Below are 22633 nucleotides of genomic sequence, written 5' to 3'. Positions count from 1 at the left end.
ATATTAATCTCACTTGTTCTGATATTATTCACTTTAAAAGGACAGTTCTATTCTTATATTGTGAGTTTTTACGATGAACGAAGGAAACACTCCACTCACGTTGTAAAAAAATGCGCTTCACGTTGTAATAGTAAAATCATGGAAATTTATATCACTCTATCTGTTCACTTCCACCAACAGAAAGGCTGCTGCCAAACGAAGCGTGCAGCCCTCTTTTAAAATATAAGAAAGTATAAAATTCCGGTGTTACTGTGTCTAGCTCCAAGCGCCAGTCTGCATGCCACTTTTCATGGCGTCAAGCTAGAGAGGCGCATTCCGCTTTTCTTACATCTGTTCAAACGGAAGTATAGGGGGATCCAACTGAATTTCTTTATCAGCGTGTATCGTGGAAATTTCCGCTGAGTTTAACAATCTWTTGATTTCGTAAGCGGGGAGCTCCATGGCCACACCATTGTAAACGGTCTTATACGATCTAGTTATCGAGTAAGGGACTTTTTCTTTTTCTAACAGTGTTTGAATGTCTTTATGAAAACGTATATGGCTGTCTTCTACATCTTTCGTTGCTTCTTCTAACGATAATGTCAGTCCTTTTGCCTGTGCTTCTATGACAGCTATCTTAGCTGGCTTAGTTTTAAACTGGATGATGATGGAAACCTTCTTTTGGCTCGTTAAATCGATTTCTGGATCAACATATATAGGTGTATTCATCGTTTCTTTTACCTCCAGTTCATTCTCAGTCTTCGAATCCATTTTTCTCCCATCTACAATGTCAAATTGACAACCTAAATAGATGACACATGATCCTATGATAACCACTCTATAATAGTTCTTCATCGCGGCAGGTTCTCCTTTTAATTTTATTGCCAATGCAAACTTAATGAGTTCCAATTTCTAGTACTACTTTACCCTTGTTTAGGACATTTGATCTCTTTGCTAGGTAATTGAACAATAATTCACTCCAATTTATTTTGTCCTTTCAAAAAGTAGTGGCGAGAATAGGGCAGTAAAAGAAACGAGTTAAATCTATAATGCCAACTTAAAAGTATAGTGAATTAAAAAGGATGGTTTCCAAATCACAAAGGGAACCATCCTTAAAATTGTTTATATAAGGTTTTCACAATCGTTTCAAAATCCAATATGCGAAAAGAGTTTCTTCTATTGAAAATTGGCAAGAAACATTCAATCGATTGATAGCATTAATAAATGAGATTAAGACTAAAGATGACGAATTCTCATTTTGATTTGTTGAAAGTAAAAGAAGCAGTTAGTGTTGTTGAATCTTTTGAAATAGTAAAGGGAAAGTTTTTTTAACAAGCTGAAGCGAGGGACGAAAATTTTTTTTTGCTTCTTTTTGAATTTGGAGTAATCTCTTTCTGTAGATCTAAGGTAATGAATTAGATTTGATGTTTTTAAGTAAAGTTGATTTTTCTCGGTACATTTTATTGATTTTACCCATAATGCACGAAAATCCCCCTAAATACGACAAATTAATAGATTGAATTTTAGTCTGATTTTATTGTGAGATAGAAAAGGCACTCTATTACCCAAATTGACAGTGTTTTCCGCTTTGTTTATGATTGGGGCAATAAGAGATTGAATTTAATAACTAGCCTTCCGTTCAATGTGCTAGCAGAAAATCCAAAAAGTACAAAAATGGCGAGAAAATCTTGAATCAGCTGACACCTGACAACGTCAAGGAATTCAACAATTGAAGTAGATCAGGGATTTGTCATTACTCCTGGTATTGATAGTACTAGTTCAGAAGTCTGTCACGAAGGAAGATATTAAACCCAAAATGGCGGATTGTATCCCTAAAATTGGGGGCAAATGAAAGTCTGATTCCAAAGGAAATCGTCTAGAGGAAACAGACTTTTTCTAATTGGGGTAACACTTTGAAATATACATCTCTATAGAACTTATATAAAAATAATTCCATTCATATTACTTAGGAACATAAGGAGAGATTTATATGTTAGAAGGGAAAATCATTAAATTTTACCGACAAAAAGCGGGTCTAACACAGGAACAATTAGGCAGAGGAATTTGCTCAGTCACTCACGTTAGCAAAATCGAGCGCGGGCAAACGTCTTATTCTTCTGAAATCATCGGATTGTTCTCAGAGCGCTTGCACATAGATATAGAAGAAGGGATTATCCGTCTTGGGAACATGGAGAAACAGCTCCATCGCTGGCATAACTCAATCATTATGCAAAGGATGAAGGCGGTGGAGAAAACTAAAAAAGAGCTAGAAGCAACCCCATTCATCAGCTTTTCTAAATATGATTCCCTGTATCGATTGCTGCAGGCTAGATATTATATCTTGCAGAGTGATTTCGATAAGACATATGTCATTTTGCAGCATATCAAAAGAGACTATCCAGAGCTACCGCCTTATGAAAAGAACCTGCTATTGCACGTATTGGGCATATATTACATAGCTAATTACAATAGCTCAAACACTGAAAATCATCAAAAGGCTGTAAAAGTCTTGAAGGAAATAGATAAGGATGAGTATGGCAACCCTGAATACTATTACCACTTGGCCGTAGCCTATTACTGGATCGATTCCAAAGTAAAGTCCTATGCATTTGCGGAAAAAGCGTTACGGCACTTCAAGGAAACGAATAACTTCTTGAGGGCAATCAACGCTGAGTCCTTGATGCTTCTACAGATTGGGGGAGATATACATCTTGATTTCAAAGAGATGAAGGAATCCTATTATAATCTGATTCATGACAGTGAAACACTGAATGCACCTGATAAAAAAGGGATGCTCCTGAACAACTTAGGCTATCAATACTTTAAAAGAGAAGATTATGCCAATGCACAGAAGCTTTTTAGAGAGGCGCTCCGTATGGCGGAGAAGCCTTCTGTTTTATTTCTTCAACGTCTGCACAATTATTTGAAAAGCTGCTTTGAAGGAAAGCTGCTACGAAAAACGGCAATGCTGAACAAGGCTCAGGAAGGGATGTCCGTGGCAAAAGAATTGGACAACCGTTTATACAAAATATTATTCAAGCTTCTCATCTATCGTATAGAGGATAAACTTGATCAGTATTACAGCTTCATAGAGAATGATGCTATCCCTTACTTCAAGTCCAACAATCATGCGACTTTAACTAACAGGTACTGCAAGCAATTATACTATCACTTCGTGGAGATGAAACAGTATGAGAAAGCTGTCCAAATTTCAAACATCTTTATGGATGCTATTTCTTAGAGCACAGTTATTTTTCTCCTTCCGATTCTCGAAAAACTCATGCTGACACGAATGCTTATAGGGAATTGAATCTTTATTGTACTCAGAATTGCAGCTTGACGCATTTGTCTAAAATTTTTTGAACTAACAAAAATACTTTTAAAGTGTCACTTATACGTCAGACATAATTAAACCACCGTACATCGAACTGTACGGTGGTATATGGGGTGGGTAGGGAAGTCTTCCCCCTATTTGACTATATATTAGTTGTTGTTATCATCTGTATCGTCGTAATATGTTCCAGCTGTTTGCTCTGCATTAAACTTCCAATCCACTTGTAATTTATCGCCTTGGAATTTGTTTTGATCTTGTCCATTATCTACAAACTCGAACAATACGAACATCTTTTCCTTACCTGCAGCAGGAATTCCATCTGGTTTCGTAGTATTGCCTTCGTACACATCAATTGCAGTTAAATCTGGCTTTTGATTTTGTAGGTCGTATAGTGTTGTCTCAACAATGGGAGTAGTTGCACTGCTCGTGTTATACATAATGGTCACTTTAATATGTTTTGCGAAATCATCAGTATTATCTGATTTCAAATCTTCGACATTATATTTAGTATCTAGTAATACTTTACCAATATCTAATGTACCGTTGTTTTCTAAAGTAAACTCACGATAAATTTCATCGCCTGGTTTAATGTTGTCGATATTTACAACAAAATTAGGATTTACTGCTAAATCTAATGTACCCGCAGCAAATGTGTTCTGTGTATTAACAGTATCGCTAAAGTATGCAAATGTTCCTCCCCCAACTAATGATAATCCTAATGCAGCTGTCATAACACCTTTACTTACCGTCTTTGTAAAGCTCATTCTTAAATCCCCCTTATTATTATTGAATCAAAATTTATTAAACTCTTATGTATTTTTGTAGGTACATAGGAGATATAACCAAATTACAATGCTTTTTTTACTTCTAGCTGTTTAATTGCACCAAAAATGGAACGTAATGCAGAAATGATCAACAGTATACCAGGAACTATTAACAAAAGAGCTGACCCTGCTTTAGAATTCGCATAATTCATTGCATATCCTACATAAGGAATCGTATAGTTCGTGTACTTTCCAACTACATCTTGTGAGGAAACAGTCCATAAATCAGGACCGTCATTATTATCACCTTTTGTTTTATAAGATACTTGTCCATTCGCTTGCTTTACATCCAAAATTCTATGTGTAATTAACTTCTCATCAACGCGAAAAGTTATAATATCACCTTTTTTATAAGAAGAAGAATTTCCTAACTTGATAGAGATGATAGAACCTGTTTGAAATGTAGGTTCCATCGATCCTGATAATACTGTTTTTACTTGGTATCCTGAAATTGTTGGTTCACCTCCTGATACTCGAGAAGAAAGAACAACAAATGCTAATAAACATACGGCAATTAGGAAAACGCTTCTAATGGTGCTACTCACTGCGCTCAATATTTTCTTCTTCATGTTCTGTCACCTCCTCATTATTATTTGAATTCGTTGATGCTTCTTGATTAGATGTTATTTCATCCGGAGATTCAGAGTTGTCTTGATGTTGATTGACTTGTGTATTTTCCTCGGAAGCTGTTTCTTCTGATGTTGTTCCATCTGGAGATTCAGAGTTGTCTTGATTTTGATTGACTTGTGTATTTTCCTCGGAAGCTGTTTCTTCCGATGTTGTTTCATCCGGAGATTCAGAGTTGTCTTGATGTTGATTGGCTTGTGTATTTTCTTTAGAAGCTTTTTCTTCCAGTTCATTTATTTGCAATGTGATAGTAGAGCGAACTGCTTCTAGTTGTTGAAAATCAATCGTTCCTTGTACTTCTTGCAAAATTCTATCTATGTTTTCAAAACCCTTACGTACATATTCAAATGTACGGTTATCAGCTTCTCCTTGATCTTGAATCTGATTATTATATGTGGACATTTCATCATAAACATTCTTTAGTGTGCCTAATTGGAGGTTTAATTCCTGTTCGATTTCTGTGATTTCAGCAAGCCTTTCATATAATGCTTGTAATGATAAACCTGGTGAAGTAGCAATGATAGTTTCAAAGTTGACATGCATAAGCTTTGCAATCTCTTGTGCATATTCCTCTAACTGTTTAATGGTTGCTGGAAAAACAAATGCTGCAGACATTGTTATGGGATCTGATGAAACTTGGCTAGAAAATGACGCTTCTGTTTCTCCTACTATCTGAATTCCTGCATAGAAGGAAACGCAACATAAGCAGGGAAGTATGACAACTCTATTGAATGTTCTCTTCATTTGTACCCTCCTTCGTAAAGCAACTCTATCTTTCTGCCCTCATTATTTCAGAATTGAGAGAATATTTAAATGGGGTTATTTTTATCATAAAACAAGGCGGAATTTTGTCGAAATTGCTTATTGGAGCAGATAAATGCTAATAACCGCATTAAAAATAACCCAATAGGGAGTTGGCTAGAACCGATTGACTTTGTTTAGAATTTTCTAAATAATTCTAATTGTGATATCACATTTTAAAGAAGGGGTGAGTGTATTGAAAAAGAAAGATCAGAAGAAGATGAGTAAAAAAGTTGTTATTCCTGCTGTATTGGCTCTGGCAGTTACATTTGGAGGAATCGTACCAAATGCAGCTACATTTGCTGCTCAACCAGCAAGCGCATCAACTTTACTATTTAAAGCTGAAGGATTAAGTAAGCAAGAGGTTGTGAAAGCTTTCCTTCAATCACAAGTAGCTGGAATTCAAACGAAGGCAACTTCAGGGGATCAATTCAAAATTATTAGCGAGCAAGCGGATAGTACAACAGGTACATACCATGTACGTACTATTGAGCAATACAAAGGAATTCCAATTTACGGTTCTGGACAAGCTGTTGCATTAGATGCAAACAATAATGTGTATGCATCCTTTGGCAAAGTAACACAAAAACAATTAGCGCGTTCAATTATTCCAACCGAAGCATCTATTTCAAAAGATGATGCAATCGCAATTGCCAAAGAAGGTGTTGAATCACAAATTGGTGCAGTAAAGAATTACGATGGAATTGACTCTGAGTTAACAATCTATAATTATGGAGGGCGATCTCATTTAACTTACCTAATCAAAGCATCTACTTCTATTCCAGCGCCTGGATATTTCCATTACTTTGTAGATGCTACAAACGGAGAAGTAATTGATAGCTTCAATGCAATTCATGAGGCTGATGCACCGGCAGTTACTCCAGTAATGGCAAGAGGGTTAGACGTAACGGGTACTATGCAAAACTTTATTGCTGTAAAAGATGCTGCATCTGGTAAAAACTATTTACAAGGTGCTGCTATTGCTGGTGGCACAACCGCTAACCCTAATATTGTATCTGTCAACACTTTCGACGCGAGACGCATGGGTGAAAATTCTTTCATTCTCCTGTCAGCATTTTTTGGATTCACGGGATTTGAAGTAGAAACAAAAACGAACTTCTTTGCAGATCCTGCTGCTGTTTCAGCGCATACAAACTCTATTAAAGTGAACAATTATTATCAAAATATTCACAAGCGTAATAGCTTAGATGATAAAGGTACGGGATTGATAAGTACTGTTCATATTGGGTCGAAGTGGAATAACGCCGCTTGGAACGGAAAGCAAATGTTATACGGAGATGGTGATGGGGTTACATTTAGCTCATTAGCTGGTGGCATGGATGTCGCTGGTCACGAAATGACGCATGGTGTTATTTCAAATACTGCAAATTTAACGTATCAAGATGAGTCTGGTGCCATCAATGAATCACTAGCTGATATTTTTGGCGCATTGTCTGAAATGCATTCTAATGGGGCTACTAGCCCAGCAGAATGGGACATGGGTGAAGATATTTACACTCCAAATAAAGCTGGTGATGGTGGTCTTCGCTCACTAAGTGATCCAAGATCTAAACTTCTTTCTCCGGCATATGGGATGAGAGATAATCGTTATCCAGATCATTATCAAGATCGCTATCAAGGTACGTTAGATAAAGGTGGCGTGCACATTAGTAGTAGCATTAACAACAAAGCTGCTTACTTAATCTCTGAAGGTGGCGAGCACTACGGAGTAAAAGTAACAGGAATTACTCGTTCAAAAACTGAAAAAATCTTCTACCGTGCTTTAACAAAATATTTAGTACCTTCTTCTGGTTTCAAAGAAATGCGTCAAGCTGCTATCCAAGCTTCTAGAGATCTTTACCCAGATAAGAATGGTGTACCATCACTAGAAACTAAAACAGTAATTGATGCATATGATTCTATAGGCGTTCCAGCAGAATAGAAAATGAAAAAACCATGAACGAGTGAGTCTGTTCATGGTTTTTTTCTTCTAGTTTGCTAACAATCTGATAGTTTGCAGAAACAAATAACTATACTCGGTCTTATTAAAGTTGCTGAAGAAAATCTATTTCCTATTTGTTAAATAGATCTTCAGGAACTTCGGCATCCCATGAATTTCTTCTTCGACTAGCATGGAAGTTATTTTGGGAAATATAAAAACCCACTAAACCGAATCCACGTCTCCAGTAATTATATTACTTAAAGCCCGTTCAATTTTCCCTTTTAATTCTTGATATTCTGCAGCATCATACATTTGTATCATGGTCTGACTAATCGATTCTTTCGATTCCCAGTTTTTTAGAGGCAAGAAACTGGTATATATACCGGTGTATTTTTTGCCGTCTTCAAAAGCAGAATCCCGTATTATTACTCCTTGGCTCCGCAATGCATGTAAAAGTTTCAGCCGTTTTTCCTGATGAAGTGGACCCACTTCAATTTTTAACATTAGGCGCTGGTTGCTGTTAACAAACCATGCGATTAACCCTCGGTCTAACCACCATTTTTGCAAAAATACGAAGGTTCTAATTTCAAAGGATACCTCTGGATTTCTTTAAACAGGAGACGGTGAGTACAGTGAAAAAGTGGTTTCAAAAGAAAAACAAAGAATCAACAGAATCAAAGGAATCAAAGCAATCGAAGGAATCAAATGAATCAAATGAAAATCTTTCTGAAATCATGAGTAGATTGAAAAAATCCAGTGATTTTATTAGCTATTCCAATAACAATTCTTCGAATCCTATATATATTTCTTATTGTAGATCGTTGATTGACGTAGAAATATTGCATCGTGATATTCTTGCTCTCATCAACGACAAGCCAATTCAAACGTATGAAGAATTACGGGTTGCCATTTCGGTTGAAAATATCATTATTACAAATGAGATTGATAAAATTGAAAAATTGATATTAGTTGGATTTGTCATGATTCAATTGGATGAAAAGGATAATATGTGCGCGTTAGTAAGGGCGGAATTGCAAATTGGTCGCAATATTTCAATCCCTGAAGTGGAATTTAGCGTTATTGGACCAAAAGAATCATTTGTAGAATCGTTAGATAGCAATCTTAATCTGATTCGTAAACGACTGCCTATATCTGATTTGCAAATTAAAGAGGTAATGGTTGGCACACTTACAAAAACGAGAGTGGCTGTTCTTTATATTGAAAAAATTGTAGATAATGAAAACGTGAACACTGGGAAAAGTTTGGTCAACTAATGGGAAAGCTTAGTTAAATATAATACTTTTAGTTATGTGATAATATTAGGTTTATTAAATAAAGCCAAAGTAGGGAAATCAAATTGGAATTTATTACAGAAAAATTAGTATTTATATTTTTATTTATTTTTATAATCCACTCAATAGAAACGCTGGCCTACGCCGTTAGGTTGTCGGGTGCAAGGGTGAAAATGATTGCTTCTGCTTTATCCTTATTTAATCTGATGGTCATTGTTTCTAGATTAGCAAATATGATGCAACAGCCATTTACGGGGAGTCTAATAGATACGGCACCTAAAGAAAACACTTTAGAGTTTGTTGAAAGTCAATATAGAGTTCTTATTGGTGCTTCAACATTGGGCACATTACTTGGCATTTTTCTACTTCCTACTTTTATTGCCATATTTTCAAGAGCTATAATCCATTTATCAGAAGAGAAAGGGTCAATTCCAGCTTTAGCTAAAAAGGGACTAACCCTGGAATACATGAGGCGAGGATTAAAGCATTTTAGTTTACCTAAGCTTGCCTATTTGAAAGATATTAAGATAAAAGAAATCCCTATTAAATTATTTTTAGTCAATATGATAATAACTGCAATATATACAATCGGGGTATTATCTGCATTGTACGCAGCATTATTAGCACCAGATAGAGCTTCAACTGCTATTATGGCATCTGGGCTAATAAATGGTATTGCTACTATTCTTCTTGTGATATTTATTGATCCTAAAATTTCAGTTCTTGCCGATGATGTAGTCAATCAAAGGGGAAATTACCTTTCACTAAAAAGCATTTCTTTAATGATGATTACTTCAAGACTATTTGGGACATTACTTGCACAATTATTATTTATACCAGGTGCTAAATATGTAGCTTGGTTTACTAAATTTATGAACTAAAAGCTATCAAGATTCTTCACTAACAGCTCACCTTTTACACATGCAGCCTTCCTCTGTGGTATAGCGCTCGCTTTTGCTAGATGGAATGCCAACGGGTGCTTCGTATTATAAGGTTAACCAGTTTTTATTGGTTGACCTTTTTTTAGTAGGGTTTAAGTAGTGGGTGGACAGTTTAGTTGACGGCATCATTGCCCCACTCACCCGCACGTTCTACGCTGGCATCTGCTTAGTTGAAGAACCGGCTGCCTTTATAGGACTGCTTTTTCTTATGGATTATAAAGTTGAATACTTCCTATTCGGGTGTTATCTCAACCTGTAGGGGCCCATTTTGGATTCATTAAATGATTTTATACACAAGGAGGTCTTGGAATAAAATCCAAGACCTTTTTTTGATTAAGTAATCACAGCAGGACGGTTTTTTTCCTTACTCTTGAACTTGGGAAGAACAGAACAGCATCCAACGGGGACTAACCTCGTTTGATCATCAAGAGAGTTTCTAGGTAGGTGCACCTTTAATCTATTGCGCGGGAAACTCTATATATCGAACCGCAAGTCCACTGGCTTTTTGATACTGAGAGGTTTTTCGATAATATTGAAAAAGCTCCTTTTCATAGAGGGTGATTAAAATGCTATTCCCTGTTTCCCGTAAATGGGGGAGGAATGTGTTTTCTAAAAATCGGTAATAGTCCTTTTTATCTTCATCATGCAATAGAATTTCTAGCATATGGAACACATATTCATAGGTTTTATTTTGAGTTTTATTAGCAATCTCCTGTCCATCACAAATACATTTTTTTAATTCTTCCTTGTTATTTAGATTCTCTATGTGGAGACAACTGTGTACGTATCCTCTTAACGCGCTTAGTTTTAAAAGAGGATTTTGGAATGATTTACACATTTCAAGTACTTTTTTATATACGTCAACTGCTTCTTTGTAATATTCCTTTGAAAAGTATTCAACTCCTAAATTGTGCCATACGTTAATTTCCTTTGCCTCTTCTTGATAAGTTCGGCAGCTTTTAATTAACGACTGATATTGCTGAACTGTATCTTCGAAATGATCAAGGTCGTTAGATCCCATTTGTGCTAACATTAGCATTTCTGAATCCAGTATTCTTTTGAAATTATTCGTTTTTCGAAAATAAGATAAGGCAAGATTTCCATAATAGTAGGACTTTACTTTAGCATTTGTGTAATGAGAAGCAGACGCAAGATGAAAATAAAATTCATGGTTATTGTACTCCATCGGGTTAATATTCTTCAGATGATGAATTGCTTCTTTACTTTTATTTAAAGTAAGGTAATACATTCCCAATGTATGTTCCAACAAATTTTTTTCATAACGATCCAACTCATTCCAATGAGCTTGACAGCTCTTTAAAATGTCTTTTCCTTTTTCCATATCCCCTTTTAATAAGAAATAGCGTGCTACTAGGATACGATAAAAATGATGTGCTTCTGATATATGGACAAAAGTGTTGTCTTCGATTTCTTGTTTGAGAAGTTCTATATCTGCCATCTGTTGTTTGACCATTACATCAAGCCATTCATTCAGCTTCTTTTTCAATCTTTCATATTGTTCTAATTCTTTTTGTAAATCGATGTTAAGTCGCTCACAAATAAGGTTGATAATTTCCTTTGAACATTGCGTAAGTCCACGTTCAATTTTACTTACATGAGTGACAGAACAAATCCCTTTTCCCAGTTGTCCTTGAGTCAAACCAGCTCGTTCACGATACAGTTTAATAATTAATCCTTCATCCATGTACCATCAACTCCTTTATTCTGTTTTACATGTAACATGTTTAGAAGAAATAGATATATCAGATGTCAGTTTTTCACATAAAGGCTAGAAAGCTAGGAGGTACAAAGCTTTAATCCGACTAACCCATTTGGAAAACTAGTATTTGGGGTAATTAATAAGAAGAATATGCTCTATCAAAATATTATTTGTAAGAAGATGTAAGTTTTGGAGGCGCTTTTATCTAGTGAAAATAAATTATTTTACATATTTTAGTTAAAGTGTTATAAGTAAATTCCTATTTATTTCCAACTGATTGCAACTGATTACCCCGATTTACTTCCTATTAGGAGAATACTACAATTATATATGAAAGATTCTTAATTTTAAAACTATTAAAAATTGAGAAGTAAATATTTTTTTGTTTTTTTGTAAAAAACGGGGAAGGGTGAAAAAAATTGAAAAAAAGAAGAAAATTTCCGTACAAGGTATTTGCAACGACGACTTTAACTGCCATGTTGTTAACGACAACAGTGTTTGCGGAAGGGCCACAGAATAATTCGGTTTCCTCTCCAAATGTAGAGGAGATTGCGAAGCAAGGATTGAAAATTTTCCAAGATGAACAAAACCAAGCTGCTGAAGAAGCAGCGGATAGGCTTGGATATAAGAATTTGAAAAAAGACGGCTTAGCTAAACCGTATAAGCCGGATGAAAAGGTGCGTTTGATTGTGGAGGTAGAGCAGCCAATAATATTGGAAAAATCTATCCAAAACAAAAAGACGCAGTATAAACAAAAACAAGATCAAGTAATTGCACAAATTTCTAAGGAAAAATCAGCTTCTAAAGTAAAGCATCGATTCTATGAAAGCTTTAACGGCTTTAGTATGGAAACTGAGTTTAGTAATGTAAAAGAAATTCAGGCAACTCCAGGTGTTATAAACGTGCATATCGCAAGGACGTTCCAACCATCTATGGGGGCAAGCAAAGAATTGGTACAAGCACAAAAGGTATGGGAACAATACGGATATGAAGGAGAAGGATTGCTTGTTGCGATTGTCGACTCCGGACTAGACTATACTCATAAAGATATGACGTTGACGAAAAAAGGAAAAGAAAAAGAGAAGTGGACGCAAGAGAACATTCAAGGGGAACTCGCAGAAACAGCAGTAAACGAAGTATGGTACAGCGACAAAGTTCCGACAGGTTATGACTGGGCTGATAAAGATACAGACGTAATTCCACGCGGTCAATATGGAAGTTCACATGGTATGCATGTTGCAGGAACTGTAGGAGCTAATGGTGATGAAGCAAACGATGGAGTACAAGGGGTTGCACCAGGTGTGCAGTTGTTGGCAGAAAAAGTTTTCTCCGATAATGGCGGTGGAGCTTATGAAGATGATATCATCGCAGGTATCGAGCACGCGGTAACATTGAGCGCCGATGTTATCAACATGAGCCTTGGTTCTGATGCGGGATTCGTTGGCGAAGAGAACGACCCAATTCAAAAAGCAATTCGTCAAGCAACTGAACAAGGAACGCTAGTTGTTGTAGCAGGTGGTAACGCTGCTTACAGCACAAAAAACAATCTCTTGCCTTCTTCCGAAAAACCATATGCTGAGAATCCGGATATTGGTACAGTTGGAGAACCAGGAGTAAGCCCTTATGCGTTATCTGTTGCTTCCTATGAAAACACAAAAATGCATAAGACCACGCTGGCAGAAGAAAACGGTTTACAGCTTCCGTACCAAGACCAAACGCAATTTAATTTTAAACTCTCCAGAGTACTAACACCTAGTGAAAGCTATGAAATGGAGTATGTAGGGGAAGGAAGAAAGGCAGATTTCGCTGGAAAAGACGTCGCAGGCAAAATAGTAGTTGCGAAACCGCAAGTACCCTATGCATTTTATTCTTATATTCAAGTGGAAGCAAAGAAGAATGGTGCGAAAGCAGTTATTCTAGTACCGCCAACCACGATGGCAGATTTCCCATATCTAAATTTCAGCTATCTATCTACTCCAGCTGCTACAACAAGTAAGGTAGCAGGAGATGCGTTAATTGCAAAACTTACAAGTGGTAAAATTGTTAAGATGAATATGACAAAGGGTATATGGCTTGATAATCCTGATAAAAATACCATTTCCGACTTTTCATCTGTCGGAACACCGCATACGTTAGACTTTAAACCAGAGCTTTCAGCACCGGGCGGCAACATTTATTCAACAGTTGCGGGCAATGAATATGAGGTCATGAGTGGAACATCCATGGCAACTCCTCATGTTGCAGGTGGTTCGGCATTGTTAATGCAAGCATTATATGAAAAAGGATTATCTCATTCAAAGAATACAGCACTAACGGCAAAAATCGCATTGATGAATACAGCGCAGGTAGTACAAGATCCGCGAACAAATAATGAAGTACCGTACTCACCGCGTGTACAAGGATCCGGCTTAATGAAAATTCAAAATGCAATTAAAACACCTGTTATTGTGACAAGCAAGGATACTCCGTTAGAGCAAGCCGGAGCTGTAGCGTTAAAAGAGATTAATAAAAAAAGTACGAACTTCAAGTTGAATGTGGAAGCCTTAAAAAATGTAGATGTAAAAGATTTAGAATACACGGTCTTTGTAGATGTTTTGACGGATGGAAAAGAAACAAAAGAATTTGACTTAGACGAAGACGGGAAATTGGATTCTAAAGAATATTTAACTTTAACAAGCAAGCGTATAAAAGGTGCTATTTCATCTATAAATGGCGAGAAAGTGACACATACACAAGGTGCGAAATTGAAAATTAAACCGGGTCAAGAAAAGAACCTAGACGTAAAACTTGTATTACCTGAAAGCTTGGAGGAAGGGACGTTTGTTGAAGGATTTGTTCGCCTAGTGCCAACAGGCAAGAACAGCAAGGCGGCAGTTCCGTTAACCGTTCCGTATATGGGCTACTATGGAGATTGGGATCAGCCGCAGAACGTTGATCCTGTTGCATGGGATAAAGATGCATTCTTAGGATATACCGTGCTTTGGAACGATGAAGGAGCACAATTCCCGTTGGGATATGACCCTTATACCGGAACCTTTAATATGGACCGAATTGTCATTTCACCAAACTTTATCTTACCAGGTGTGTACCCAACATTTACAGCACTTCGCAACTTAAAGAAGACAGAAATGTACGTGGAGAATGATAAAGGAAAAATGGTTCAAGACCTAGGCGATTTCAGTGAATATACTGGGAAACCGTGGAAGTTCCGTAAAAATGTTATGGCATACGGTGATTATATGAATAGTGGTTATTTATGGGACGTAAAAGACCAGGCAGGACAAGCAGTCAAGGATGGCACATACAACTTTGTTATTAAAACAACACTAGATTACCCGAATGCGAAGCCACAAGAAGTGAAGCTTCCAATCCATGTTGATTCTGTTGCCCCAGTTGTATCTGATATTCAAGTGCAGCCAAAAGAAGGACAGTATGAAATTTCTTTCAAGGCAGTGGACAACGAGGGAGGTAGCGGATATAACGCAGCAATCATTTGGTATAACGGTAAGTATGAATCCATACAGCCGGGACAAACTTCTTTACTAGTAAAAGAAGAGCCGAAGAGTGTGGTAGTGTTAGGTGCAGACTATGCTTTTAACCACAGCTATACGGTTTGGGGAGATCCTTCTTATATTAATGAAGAAATGCTTGTAAGTTATTTCTCCGTGTATCCAAACAATAACGTAAACACAACCACCCCTGCCCAAATTAATGCGTTTGCCAGTAACCGTGTGAACTGGACAATAAACGTTAAAGATGTAAACGGCAAGGTAGTGGACACGATTGTAGCTGAGAATGAGCATGAAATTCACTTGAAATGGACTCCAGAAGCGGATGTTCCAAGCGGTACGTATACAGTTTCAGCAGAAGTAGTAAACAAGCAAGGCTTTAAAGTAACGACAAGTCCGCAAACAGTAACTGTATTGCAGCAATAATTAAAAATAAGAGCCGGTCTCACTATTACTATTTTTTCCTCTTTTCAACTTGCTCAATTACAAGATAACCATATGTAAGTAATTCGCCAACACCAGTGGATCAAGTGAATGGAAAAACACTGGAAGATATTCTCAAAGAGTTAGGCGTAGCTTTGTAAAACAAATGGCGACAGTCTTTATCGCTGTTCCGAAAAGTATTAATATAAAACAGCCCAAAGCATTTTATTAAAGTGAAAAGGCGATTTTCCCAACACTAAGGGGAAATCGCCTTTTTTGAACCTTCAATTAATGAAAAGCAACTTGTAAAACCCCGATTATTGACCCTTGATTACACTTTCCCTCAATTTACCCTATTTGAAAGCAGTATTTTCAGCCGGAATATAAAATTCAAACGTAGTAGAAGGCTGTGAATGAACGAGTGTGTCATTTATTTTCCGAATGGTCAATATTGCGTTTACTGTATACATTCCAGCCGGCACTCTCTCCGCTTCATTCGTTTTGTAATTCCAGATACTTTCAAATTGAATTTGTTCTCCTTTGTTTAACGTTTTATATTGAAGTGCTTGGAGAAACATTTTCCCTTTACTAAAATGATACACTCGTTCTCCTTGGGCATTATACACTGAATAGTCATAAGACTGACTCGTTGGAAATTCTAGAATTATTGGCTGCTCACTATTATTTTTAACTGTAAAAGTAAACGTAGCTTGATCTGCATCTACAGTGACTTTTCCATCCCATTTCAATTCTGTTATGACCGTAACCTCCGTATTTAAAGTTTTATGGTTCCTTACGACGAAAATCATCCGAAAATTGGACAGCAATTCTCCACGAAATGATACTCCTTACTTATCAAATAATGATTAAACGAGTTCGTTATTTTTTCGGTACTTCTCCAAAATAGGCAATGCATATTTATTAGCTAGGTTCTTTTCTTCTCTTTCCATATAATAGTCAAATAATTTTATCTCATAAGTCTCAGCTGCAAGGGCATAACCCATCTGCTTAAAATACGGATAACCCTCTGTCTCTAGATAATGGTAATATAGTTCTTTTTGATTTTGAATCTTATATATATGTAACTGGAAATAATGTTTAAACATGGTATCCATTAATTTAGTAGCTAGCGAGAAACCCTCATTGGCTAAACGCAACAATTCTGTGTCAGACGTTAACCCAAGCTTTGTGGAGGCATTCAAATATCCTTCCAATGACACTAAATACTGTGAATTGGATGGCTCTAATATTTTCAAGGCCTTCCTATAGTTTTCAACAGCCTTGTCATAGTACCCATACCTAAATTGCTGATAGGCAAAATTGTGGAGGAGTTTGGCTTTTTGATCGTCTAAACTCAAATCGTCAGCCATCTCAATTAATCTAGGATACCCTGAATCCTTTTCGTCAAAATATTCTTCTTGCTCAACTTGAATCAGCATCAACATCTCTGTTTCGATTATTCGAGTAAAACTATGTGCTTTTGTAAAAAAATGAAGAGCCTTATTAGCGTAATAATATGCTAATACTCGGGAATCCATGCAATGGTAGGCAATAGATAAATGGTAATAATATTCGGGATTGTTGTAATACGTTAGGTTAATTTTTTTTAAATAAGAAATTGCTTCACTATATTCTTTTTGGTAATTTAAACAAAATTCTCCTTTAATGTGTAATAGCATATTTTGATCGTACGGAGTAAGATTTTGCCAACTATCCATTTCTTTAATCAAGGTCTCAGCAAGTGTACTTTCCCCAATCAATAAATAATACCTGGTAAGTATCAGCGTATTGGAACGATAAAAATCAGGTATTTGTAAGAGAACAATGCCCTCCAATTGATGCTTAATGTTTTCCGCTTTTGCGTTCAGTTTTAGAATTATAGATTCATGCCATTCTTTTAATAACAAATCCACTCTCAAGTAGGTATCAATCTCTTCATTCATGTCTATGCGAAGCCTCTTGGACAATACCTCTATTGTATCTTTTGATACTTCTGTAAGACCCCGTTCAATCTTGCTTACATGCGTTTTAGAACAAATGCCTATCCCTAACTCTGATTGCTTCAAGCCTTGAAGTTCACGGTGAAATTTGATGATTTTTCCTTGAATCATGATGACCTCCTTCTTGCAAATCCCAATAAAATCCGAGTAAGAACCAAGAACCCCAATTCTAAGTTACTATTTTAGGGATTTTTCTACTTATTTTGTTGAGAAACACTCCTTTTTCATATTTTTATTGATTTTATTAGACATACGGTCGTAACAAAACCCCCATTGCCAGTAAGTGGGGAGAAAGGTACTCTTTGATTATCATACTAATTATATATTTATTATGAATATTTAATAAGTATTAAATTTTTTTTAGATTCATTGATTAGCTGCATTGAAGCGTATATGCATGTTTATTTTGCTCATATCGTGTCTTCAGCTACTCACTTTTTATTTGAAAAATCCGAATTTCAAGGAGTTGAAGTCTATTAAACTATTTTTTTATAAGCATCCTTATGCACTCAAATTCATAATAACCTAATAGTTTTAGAAGAGGAGAATAATTGATGAAAAATCCAAAGTTAAAGAAGTTTGTTGCGACTATGGCAGCAACGGCAATGTTATCCGTTCCTGCCATTCAAGCTATTGCAAACGATCCATCTTTCAATAATCAAAAAGCCTTCAATGTAAAAGCAGTTGATACAAACTCGACTGGTGAGCGCTCTGATTCTAGCAAAGGCAAACATGTCATAACACTTATTACAGGCGATGTTGTTACAGTGACAGATCTTGCAGAAGGAAAGAGTGTCATAACTGTCGAACCTGCTGATAAAGCCGGTGACGGAGCTCGTATTATGACAGTCGGTAAGGATACTTTTGTTATTCCTAATCAAGCGATGTCATATTTAGCTTCCGATCTTCTGGATAAAGATTTGTTCAATATCACGGCACTCATTGCTAACGGTTATGATGATGTGAAGCGATCTACCCTGCCCGTGATAGTCCAATATGCTCCAACAAAATCTCGTTCCAAGGTTGCTTTGCCTGCTACTCCTGAGGGATCTGAGCGTACTCATGTTTTAGAAAGTATTGGAGGTGTTGCAGTATCTGCGGATAAGGAACAAGTTAAAGCGTTCTGGAACGATATTACTCAACGTTCAACAGAAGCGAAGGGTATCTCACCAATGGGAGCTTCTTCTCTAGAGGAAATAGTGCAATTGAATGATGGTATTGAGAAAATCTGGCTGGATGGTCGTGTAAAAGCGAACCTTGAACAAAGTGTTCCGCAGACTGAGGCACCAAAGGCTTGGGCATCCGGTTACGACGGAAAGGGAGTTAAGGTAGCCGTACTTGACACTGGCATAGATACAGAACATCCAGATGTGGCTGGTCAGCTAGATGAGGCTGTGAGCTTCGTTCCAGGGGAAGATGTGCTCGACCACCATGCACACGGTACACATGTAGCATCCACTGTACTTGGAACAGGATCTGCATCTGAAGGACTCAATAAAGGGGTAGCCCCAGGAGCACGCTTACTTGTAGGTAAGGTGCTTAGTAATGAGGGTTATGGTCAGGATTCCTGGATTATTGATGGAATGGAATGGGCTGCCCACAATGCAAAAATTGTTAGTATGAGTTTAGGTGGCACGGAGCCTAGTGACGGAACTGACCCAATGGCTCAAGCAGTGAATCAACTTAGTGAAGAGACAGGTGCATTGTTTGTTATTGCTGCCGGAAACACTGGCGCTGAAGGTATTGGTTCACCTGGAGCTGCAGATGCTGCACTTACAGTTGGTGCAGTTGACAAGTCTGATAGTCTTGCTTGGTTCTCCTCTAGAGGTCCGAGATTTGGGAATTCAGGATTAAAGCCTGATCTAGTAGCTCCTGGTGTAGGAATAGTAGCTGCCCGTTCCCATTTATCAAGTCGAGGTAGCGGTTCTTATCTCAGTCTTGACGGTACGTCCATGGCAACACCTCATGTAGCTGGAGCTGCAGCCATTCTCTCACAGCGCCATCCTGATTGGACAGGTTCTCAACTGAAGGATGCCTTGATGAGTACGACAAAGAAGCTGGATAACATTAAACCGTTTGAGGGGGGAACTGGCCGTCTTGACGTTGCTGCAGCCACATTTGGTACTGTACGTGCCACAGGATCCTTGGACTTTGATTTCTTTGATTGGCCGCATGAAGGCGACGTTCCTGTCGAAAAAATTGTTACGTATACCAACGATAGCGACAAGTCTGTAACACTGGATCTCTCAGCAACTTTTACAGATAACGACGGTTCAGAGACACCTGCTGGTTTATTAACACTTTCAGCTAATAAGGTTACCGTACCAGCTAAAGGAAGTGCTGAAGTTTCAGTGACACTTGACCCTGAACTTGCTGCTCTAGGAAGCCGATATCAAGGACAGCTTTCTGCCGATGTAGACGGCCAAACGGTTGCACATACGGCAATGGCTGTGATGAAGGAAGAGGAGAGATATTCTCTTACAGTTAATGCAACAGATCGTGACGGATCTCCTAACAGAACCATTATTTCTCTTGTTGGTCAGAATAAAGAGCCAGATTTCTATGTAGTTGAGGGTACAAAGGAATTTCGACTCCCAGCTGGAATCTATTCCGTCATGTCATTGATGGATGTCGATGTGAACACGGACCACGCAGGTGTTGCACTCGTTGGTAATCCTGAAGTTAATCTGAACGAATCAAAAACTGTTGAACTTGACGCTCGTAATGCACGTGAATATACAGTAAACGTTCCGGAAAAGAATGAAGCAAGTTTTAGGAGAATGGAATATTACCGCACATTTAATGGATCAAAAACTATAAATGCCATGTACATTTTGCCGGTATGGGTGGATAAAATGTACGCACAGCCAACTCAAACCGTTATAAATGGAGAACTCGATATGTCCACACGCTGGCGCCTTATCAAGCCGTTATTGACCATTAACTTCAATGGAAATGAGCTAGATGATATACCACAGGTAGGAAGCAAACTTTTAGAAGGTAAACATAATTTGGATGCTGTTTATGCAGGAAAAGGAGCTCCTGAAGATTATAAACGCCTCAATGCGAAAGGCAAGGTCGTTTTAGTTGATCGCAGTGATGAAATTTCTGGCTCTGAACGTGCAGCAGTAGCCCATGCAGCAGGTGCAAAACTTTTAATTACAGTTAACGATGGCCCAAGGGAGCTTAGTGAATGGGTTGGAATTGAAAATGAAGATTTTACACTTTCAGATGCCCCTATAGCCGTTGCTTCTGTTAGCGCAACAGAAGGCGATAAACTTATTAAAGCTGCCCGTTCTGGAAAATTAAAATTAAATGTTGAGGGTACACCCGACACACCATATGTTTATGATCTTGTAGAAGGACACCAAAACGTTGTTCCGAAGGATTTGACCTATTCTCCTAACAAGAGTGAGCTTGTGAAAATTAATTCTCAATATAAATCAGACCGCTCAGCTCCAGGAGCAGAATTCCGTTGGGATATTCGACCATACAGCACATATGGAGCTGGATTCCTTTATAATTTATCCCTTCCTTCTGTTCGCACCGAGTGGGTGTCAGCCCAGGAAGGCACATCTTGGTACCATCAGGCAAACGTACTTGACGGCTCTTGGGAAGTACGGCAACCAGTAGTCAAATACAAGCCGGGTCAGCATCTGAATGAGGAATGGTTTGCACCAGTTGTACGTCCTCGCTTCGGAGAGGGTTACTGGACGCCTAAACGTTCAGGAAATTACATGCAATTTAATGTTCCTGCTTGGGCGGATTCAGGAGTAGGGCATACGGGGTCAGTTAATACTTATCCCCAAGAGCAAACACTGAAACTATATCAAGGATCTACTCTAGTAAGAGAACAAAATGGGGCACAAGATCTCCATGTATTCAATAATTTCCCAACGGAAAATACTCAGTATCGCTTGGTAAGTGATGCAACTCGTGATGCGGAGCGGTGGGCAACATCTGTTAGCACACATACAGAGTGGACTTTTTGGTCTAAACAGCAAGAAGTATATAATACAGATCTTCCGCTGATTTCACTGGATTATGAAGTAGAAACCGACATGAGCGGAAATGCATTTACAGGACACACAACCAAGCTGAACTTGACCGCATCACAATTGGCTGATGCACCTGGAAATGGAAAAATCGATTCCGCTTCTCTGGAAGTATCGTTTAACGAAGGCGAGTCGTGGAAAAAAGTGAAATTGGTTCGTGAAGGAAATGGCTGGACAGCCGATATTAAGAATCCTAGTAAGAGTGAATCCTTTGTCTCACTCCGAGCGAGTGCATGGGATGATGCAGGCAACCGCATCGACCAGGAGGTTATTAAAGCTTACGGATTAAGGTGAAAACTAGAATAATGAATATAGAGAAGTTTTAACAAAACGACGCCCTTAGAATCTATCGGTTCTAAGGGCGTTATTATTAATTGACAACACCATTGAAAAATCAAAATCAATAAATTTGGAGATTTGACGAAAAGTTAGTTTGTTTATTGATTTAACAAGGTTAACACACACATTCATAGCATTTAATTTATTAAAATAAAAAAGGGAAAAGCGATTTAGTGCTTTTCCCTTTTCTGTTTTCATTTTGCAGTGCCGTCTTTACAGGGCTTTTTCATAGTCAGCCACTGCATATCAAGACGAAACTATCTTCATGGACGTGTAAAATCTTTCAATCCTCGGTCCAGACGTTAAACTTAGTAACTCAATAATCCTTTATAACTATGTAAAACCCCATCTTATGAACAATTTCATAAGGTTATTTAGAATAAACCTACAATAAATAAGCTGTTTTAGAGGTTTTATTTAATCAACTAGATAAAAAGACCTTGAATAAAACCCCAATAGCCATAAAAAGAAATGCAAACTATAATCTTACTAACATTGTGAAAAAGGAAACCCCAACTTGAAAGACAACATTATTAAATAGAAAACCCAATTAAAATTAAGGAGAAATATGGAAATTTTACATGATAAAACATTGATAGAAATATACAAAAAAGCAGTTGTAATAATATAAACAAAGATTTTCTTTATATTATTACAACTGAGATGATGGGAAGAGGTTTTTCTTTCGACATTGAGATAGACTCTTGAGTACTCTATTATGTGAAAGAAAATCTTTGTTTATATTATTACAACTGCTTTTTTGTATATTTCTATCAATGTTTTATCATGTAAAATTTCCATATTTCTCCTTAATTTTAATTGGGTTTTCTATTTAATAATGTTGTCT

Annotated in this window: 14 protein-coding genes; 6 read left to right on the top strand and 8 right to left on the bottom strand. The window is 37.4% G+C overall.

What is annotated here, in order from left to right:
* Positions 1-324: 324 nt before the first annotated feature.
* Complete coding sequence (locus tag AC1DOS_RS08800; protein WP_477537201.1) at positions 325-834, bottom strand: protease inhibitor I9 family protein; 510 nt, start codon at positions 832-834, stop codon at positions 325-327.
* Positions 835-1969: 1135 nt separating this feature from the next.
* Between AC1DOS_RS08800 and AC1DOS_RS08795 the strand changes: the two genes are divergently transcribed.
* Complete coding sequence (locus tag AC1DOS_RS08795) at positions 1970-3220, top strand: helix-turn-helix domain-containing protein (protein WP_477537200.1); 1251 nt, start codon at positions 1970-1972, stop codon at positions 3218-3220.
* A 242-nt stretch (positions 3221-3462) separates the two neighbouring features.
* Here AC1DOS_RS08795 and AC1DOS_RS08790 read toward each other — a convergent pair whose 3' ends face one another.
* From AC1DOS_RS08790 to AC1DOS_RS08780, 3 genes are all read right to left on the bottom strand, one after another.
* Complete coding sequence (locus tag AC1DOS_RS08790; protein ID WP_477537199.1) at positions 3463-4077, bottom strand: TasA family protein; 615 nt, start codon at positions 4075-4077, stop codon at positions 3463-3465.
* 83 nt (positions 4078-4160) lie between these two features.
* Positions 4161-4706 carry a signal peptidase I SipW gene (gene sipW / locus AC1DOS_RS08785; RefSeq protein WP_477537198.1) on the bottom strand — a complete coding sequence of 182 codons (546 nt, stop codon included), beginning with the start codon at positions 4704-4706 and terminating at the stop codon, positions 4161-4163.
* Positions 4675-5508, bottom strand: coding sequence for a DUF4047 domain-containing protein (locus tag AC1DOS_RS08780; RefSeq protein WP_108586544.1), 834 nt, complete (start codon positions 5506-5508; stop codon positions 4675-4677). The genes sipW and AC1DOS_RS08780 overlap by 32 nt, the downstream gene beginning before the upstream one ends.
* A 277-nt stretch (positions 5509-5785) precedes the next feature.
* Between AC1DOS_RS08780 and AC1DOS_RS08775 the strand changes: the two genes are divergently transcribed.
* A complete protein-coding gene (locus AC1DOS_RS08775; RefSeq protein ID WP_477537202.1) occupies positions 5786-7507 on the top strand; it encodes a M4 family metallopeptidase in 1722 nt (573 codons plus the stop codon).
* Between the two features lie 222 nt (positions 7508-7729).
* On the opposite strand, the gene AC1DOS_RS08770 is transcribed toward AC1DOS_RS08775, so the two are convergent.
* Complete coding sequence (locus AC1DOS_RS08770; RefSeq protein ID WP_477537197.1) at positions 7730-8074, bottom strand: hypothetical protein; 345 nt, start codon at positions 8072-8074, stop codon at positions 7730-7732.
* A gap of 65 nt (positions 8075-8139) precedes the next feature.
* On the opposite strand from AC1DOS_RS08770, the gene AC1DOS_RS08765 reads away from it, so the two are divergent.
* Together AC1DOS_RS08765 and AC1DOS_RS08760 are read left to right on the top strand one after the other, a co-directional pair.
* The gene (locus AC1DOS_RS08765) at positions 8140-8781 is read left to right on the top strand and encodes a spore germination protein (protein WP_477537196.1); all 642 of its coding nucleotides are present in this window, start codon (positions 8140-8142) and stop codon (positions 8779-8781) included.
* A gap of 83 nt (positions 8782-8864) precedes the next feature.
* Positions 8865-9680, top strand: a complete 816-nt coding sequence (locus AC1DOS_RS08760) for a lipid II flippase Amj family protein (RefSeq protein ID WP_477537195.1) — start codon at positions 8865-8867, stop codon at positions 9678-9680.
* Between the two features lie 517 nt (positions 9681-10197).
* Here the strand turns inward: AC1DOS_RS08760 and AC1DOS_RS08755 are convergent.
* On the bottom strand, positions 10198-11445 hold the full coding sequence (locus tag AC1DOS_RS08755; protein WP_477537194.1) for a helix-turn-helix domain-containing protein: 1248 nt from the start codon (positions 11443-11445) through the stop codon (positions 10198-10200).
* Between the two features lie 434 nt (positions 11446-11879).
* Here AC1DOS_RS08755 and AC1DOS_RS08750 point away from each other — a divergent pair, with 434 nt between their 5' ends.
* Entirely contained in the window at positions 11880-15395 is a 3516-nt protein-coding gene (locus AC1DOS_RS08750) for a S8 family serine peptidase (protein WP_477537193.1), read from the top strand.
* 350 nt (positions 15396-15745) lie between these two features.
* Here AC1DOS_RS08750 and AC1DOS_RS08745 read toward each other — a convergent pair whose 3' ends face one another.
* Together AC1DOS_RS08745 and AC1DOS_RS08740 are read right to left on the bottom strand one after the other, a co-directional pair.
* Positions 15746-16219: a BsuPI-related putative proteinase inhibitor gene (locus tag AC1DOS_RS08745; RefSeq protein ID WP_477537192.1), complete on the bottom strand. Its 474-nt coding sequence runs from the start codon at positions 16217-16219 to the stop codon at positions 15746-15748.
* A 39-nt stretch (positions 16220-16258) separates the two neighbouring features.
* Positions 16259-17503: a helix-turn-helix domain-containing protein gene (locus tag AC1DOS_RS08740; protein ID WP_477537191.1), complete on the bottom strand. Its 1245-nt coding sequence runs from the start codon at positions 17501-17503 to the stop codon at positions 16259-16261.
* 443 nt (positions 17504-17946) lie between these two features.
* Between AC1DOS_RS08740 and AC1DOS_RS08735 the strand changes: the two genes are divergently transcribed.
* On the top strand, positions 17947-21741 hold the full coding sequence (locus AC1DOS_RS08735) for a S8 family serine peptidase (RefSeq protein ID WP_477537190.1): 3795 nt from the start codon (positions 17947-17949) through the stop codon (positions 21739-21741).
* Positions 21742-22633: the final 892 nt, after the last annotated feature.

The sequence above is a fragment of the Paenisporosarcina sp. P5_A11 genome, from assembly GCF_056400705.1.
Note: the sequence above shows the minus strand (reverse complement) of the source record. Positions and strands in the feature narration are given on the sequence as shown.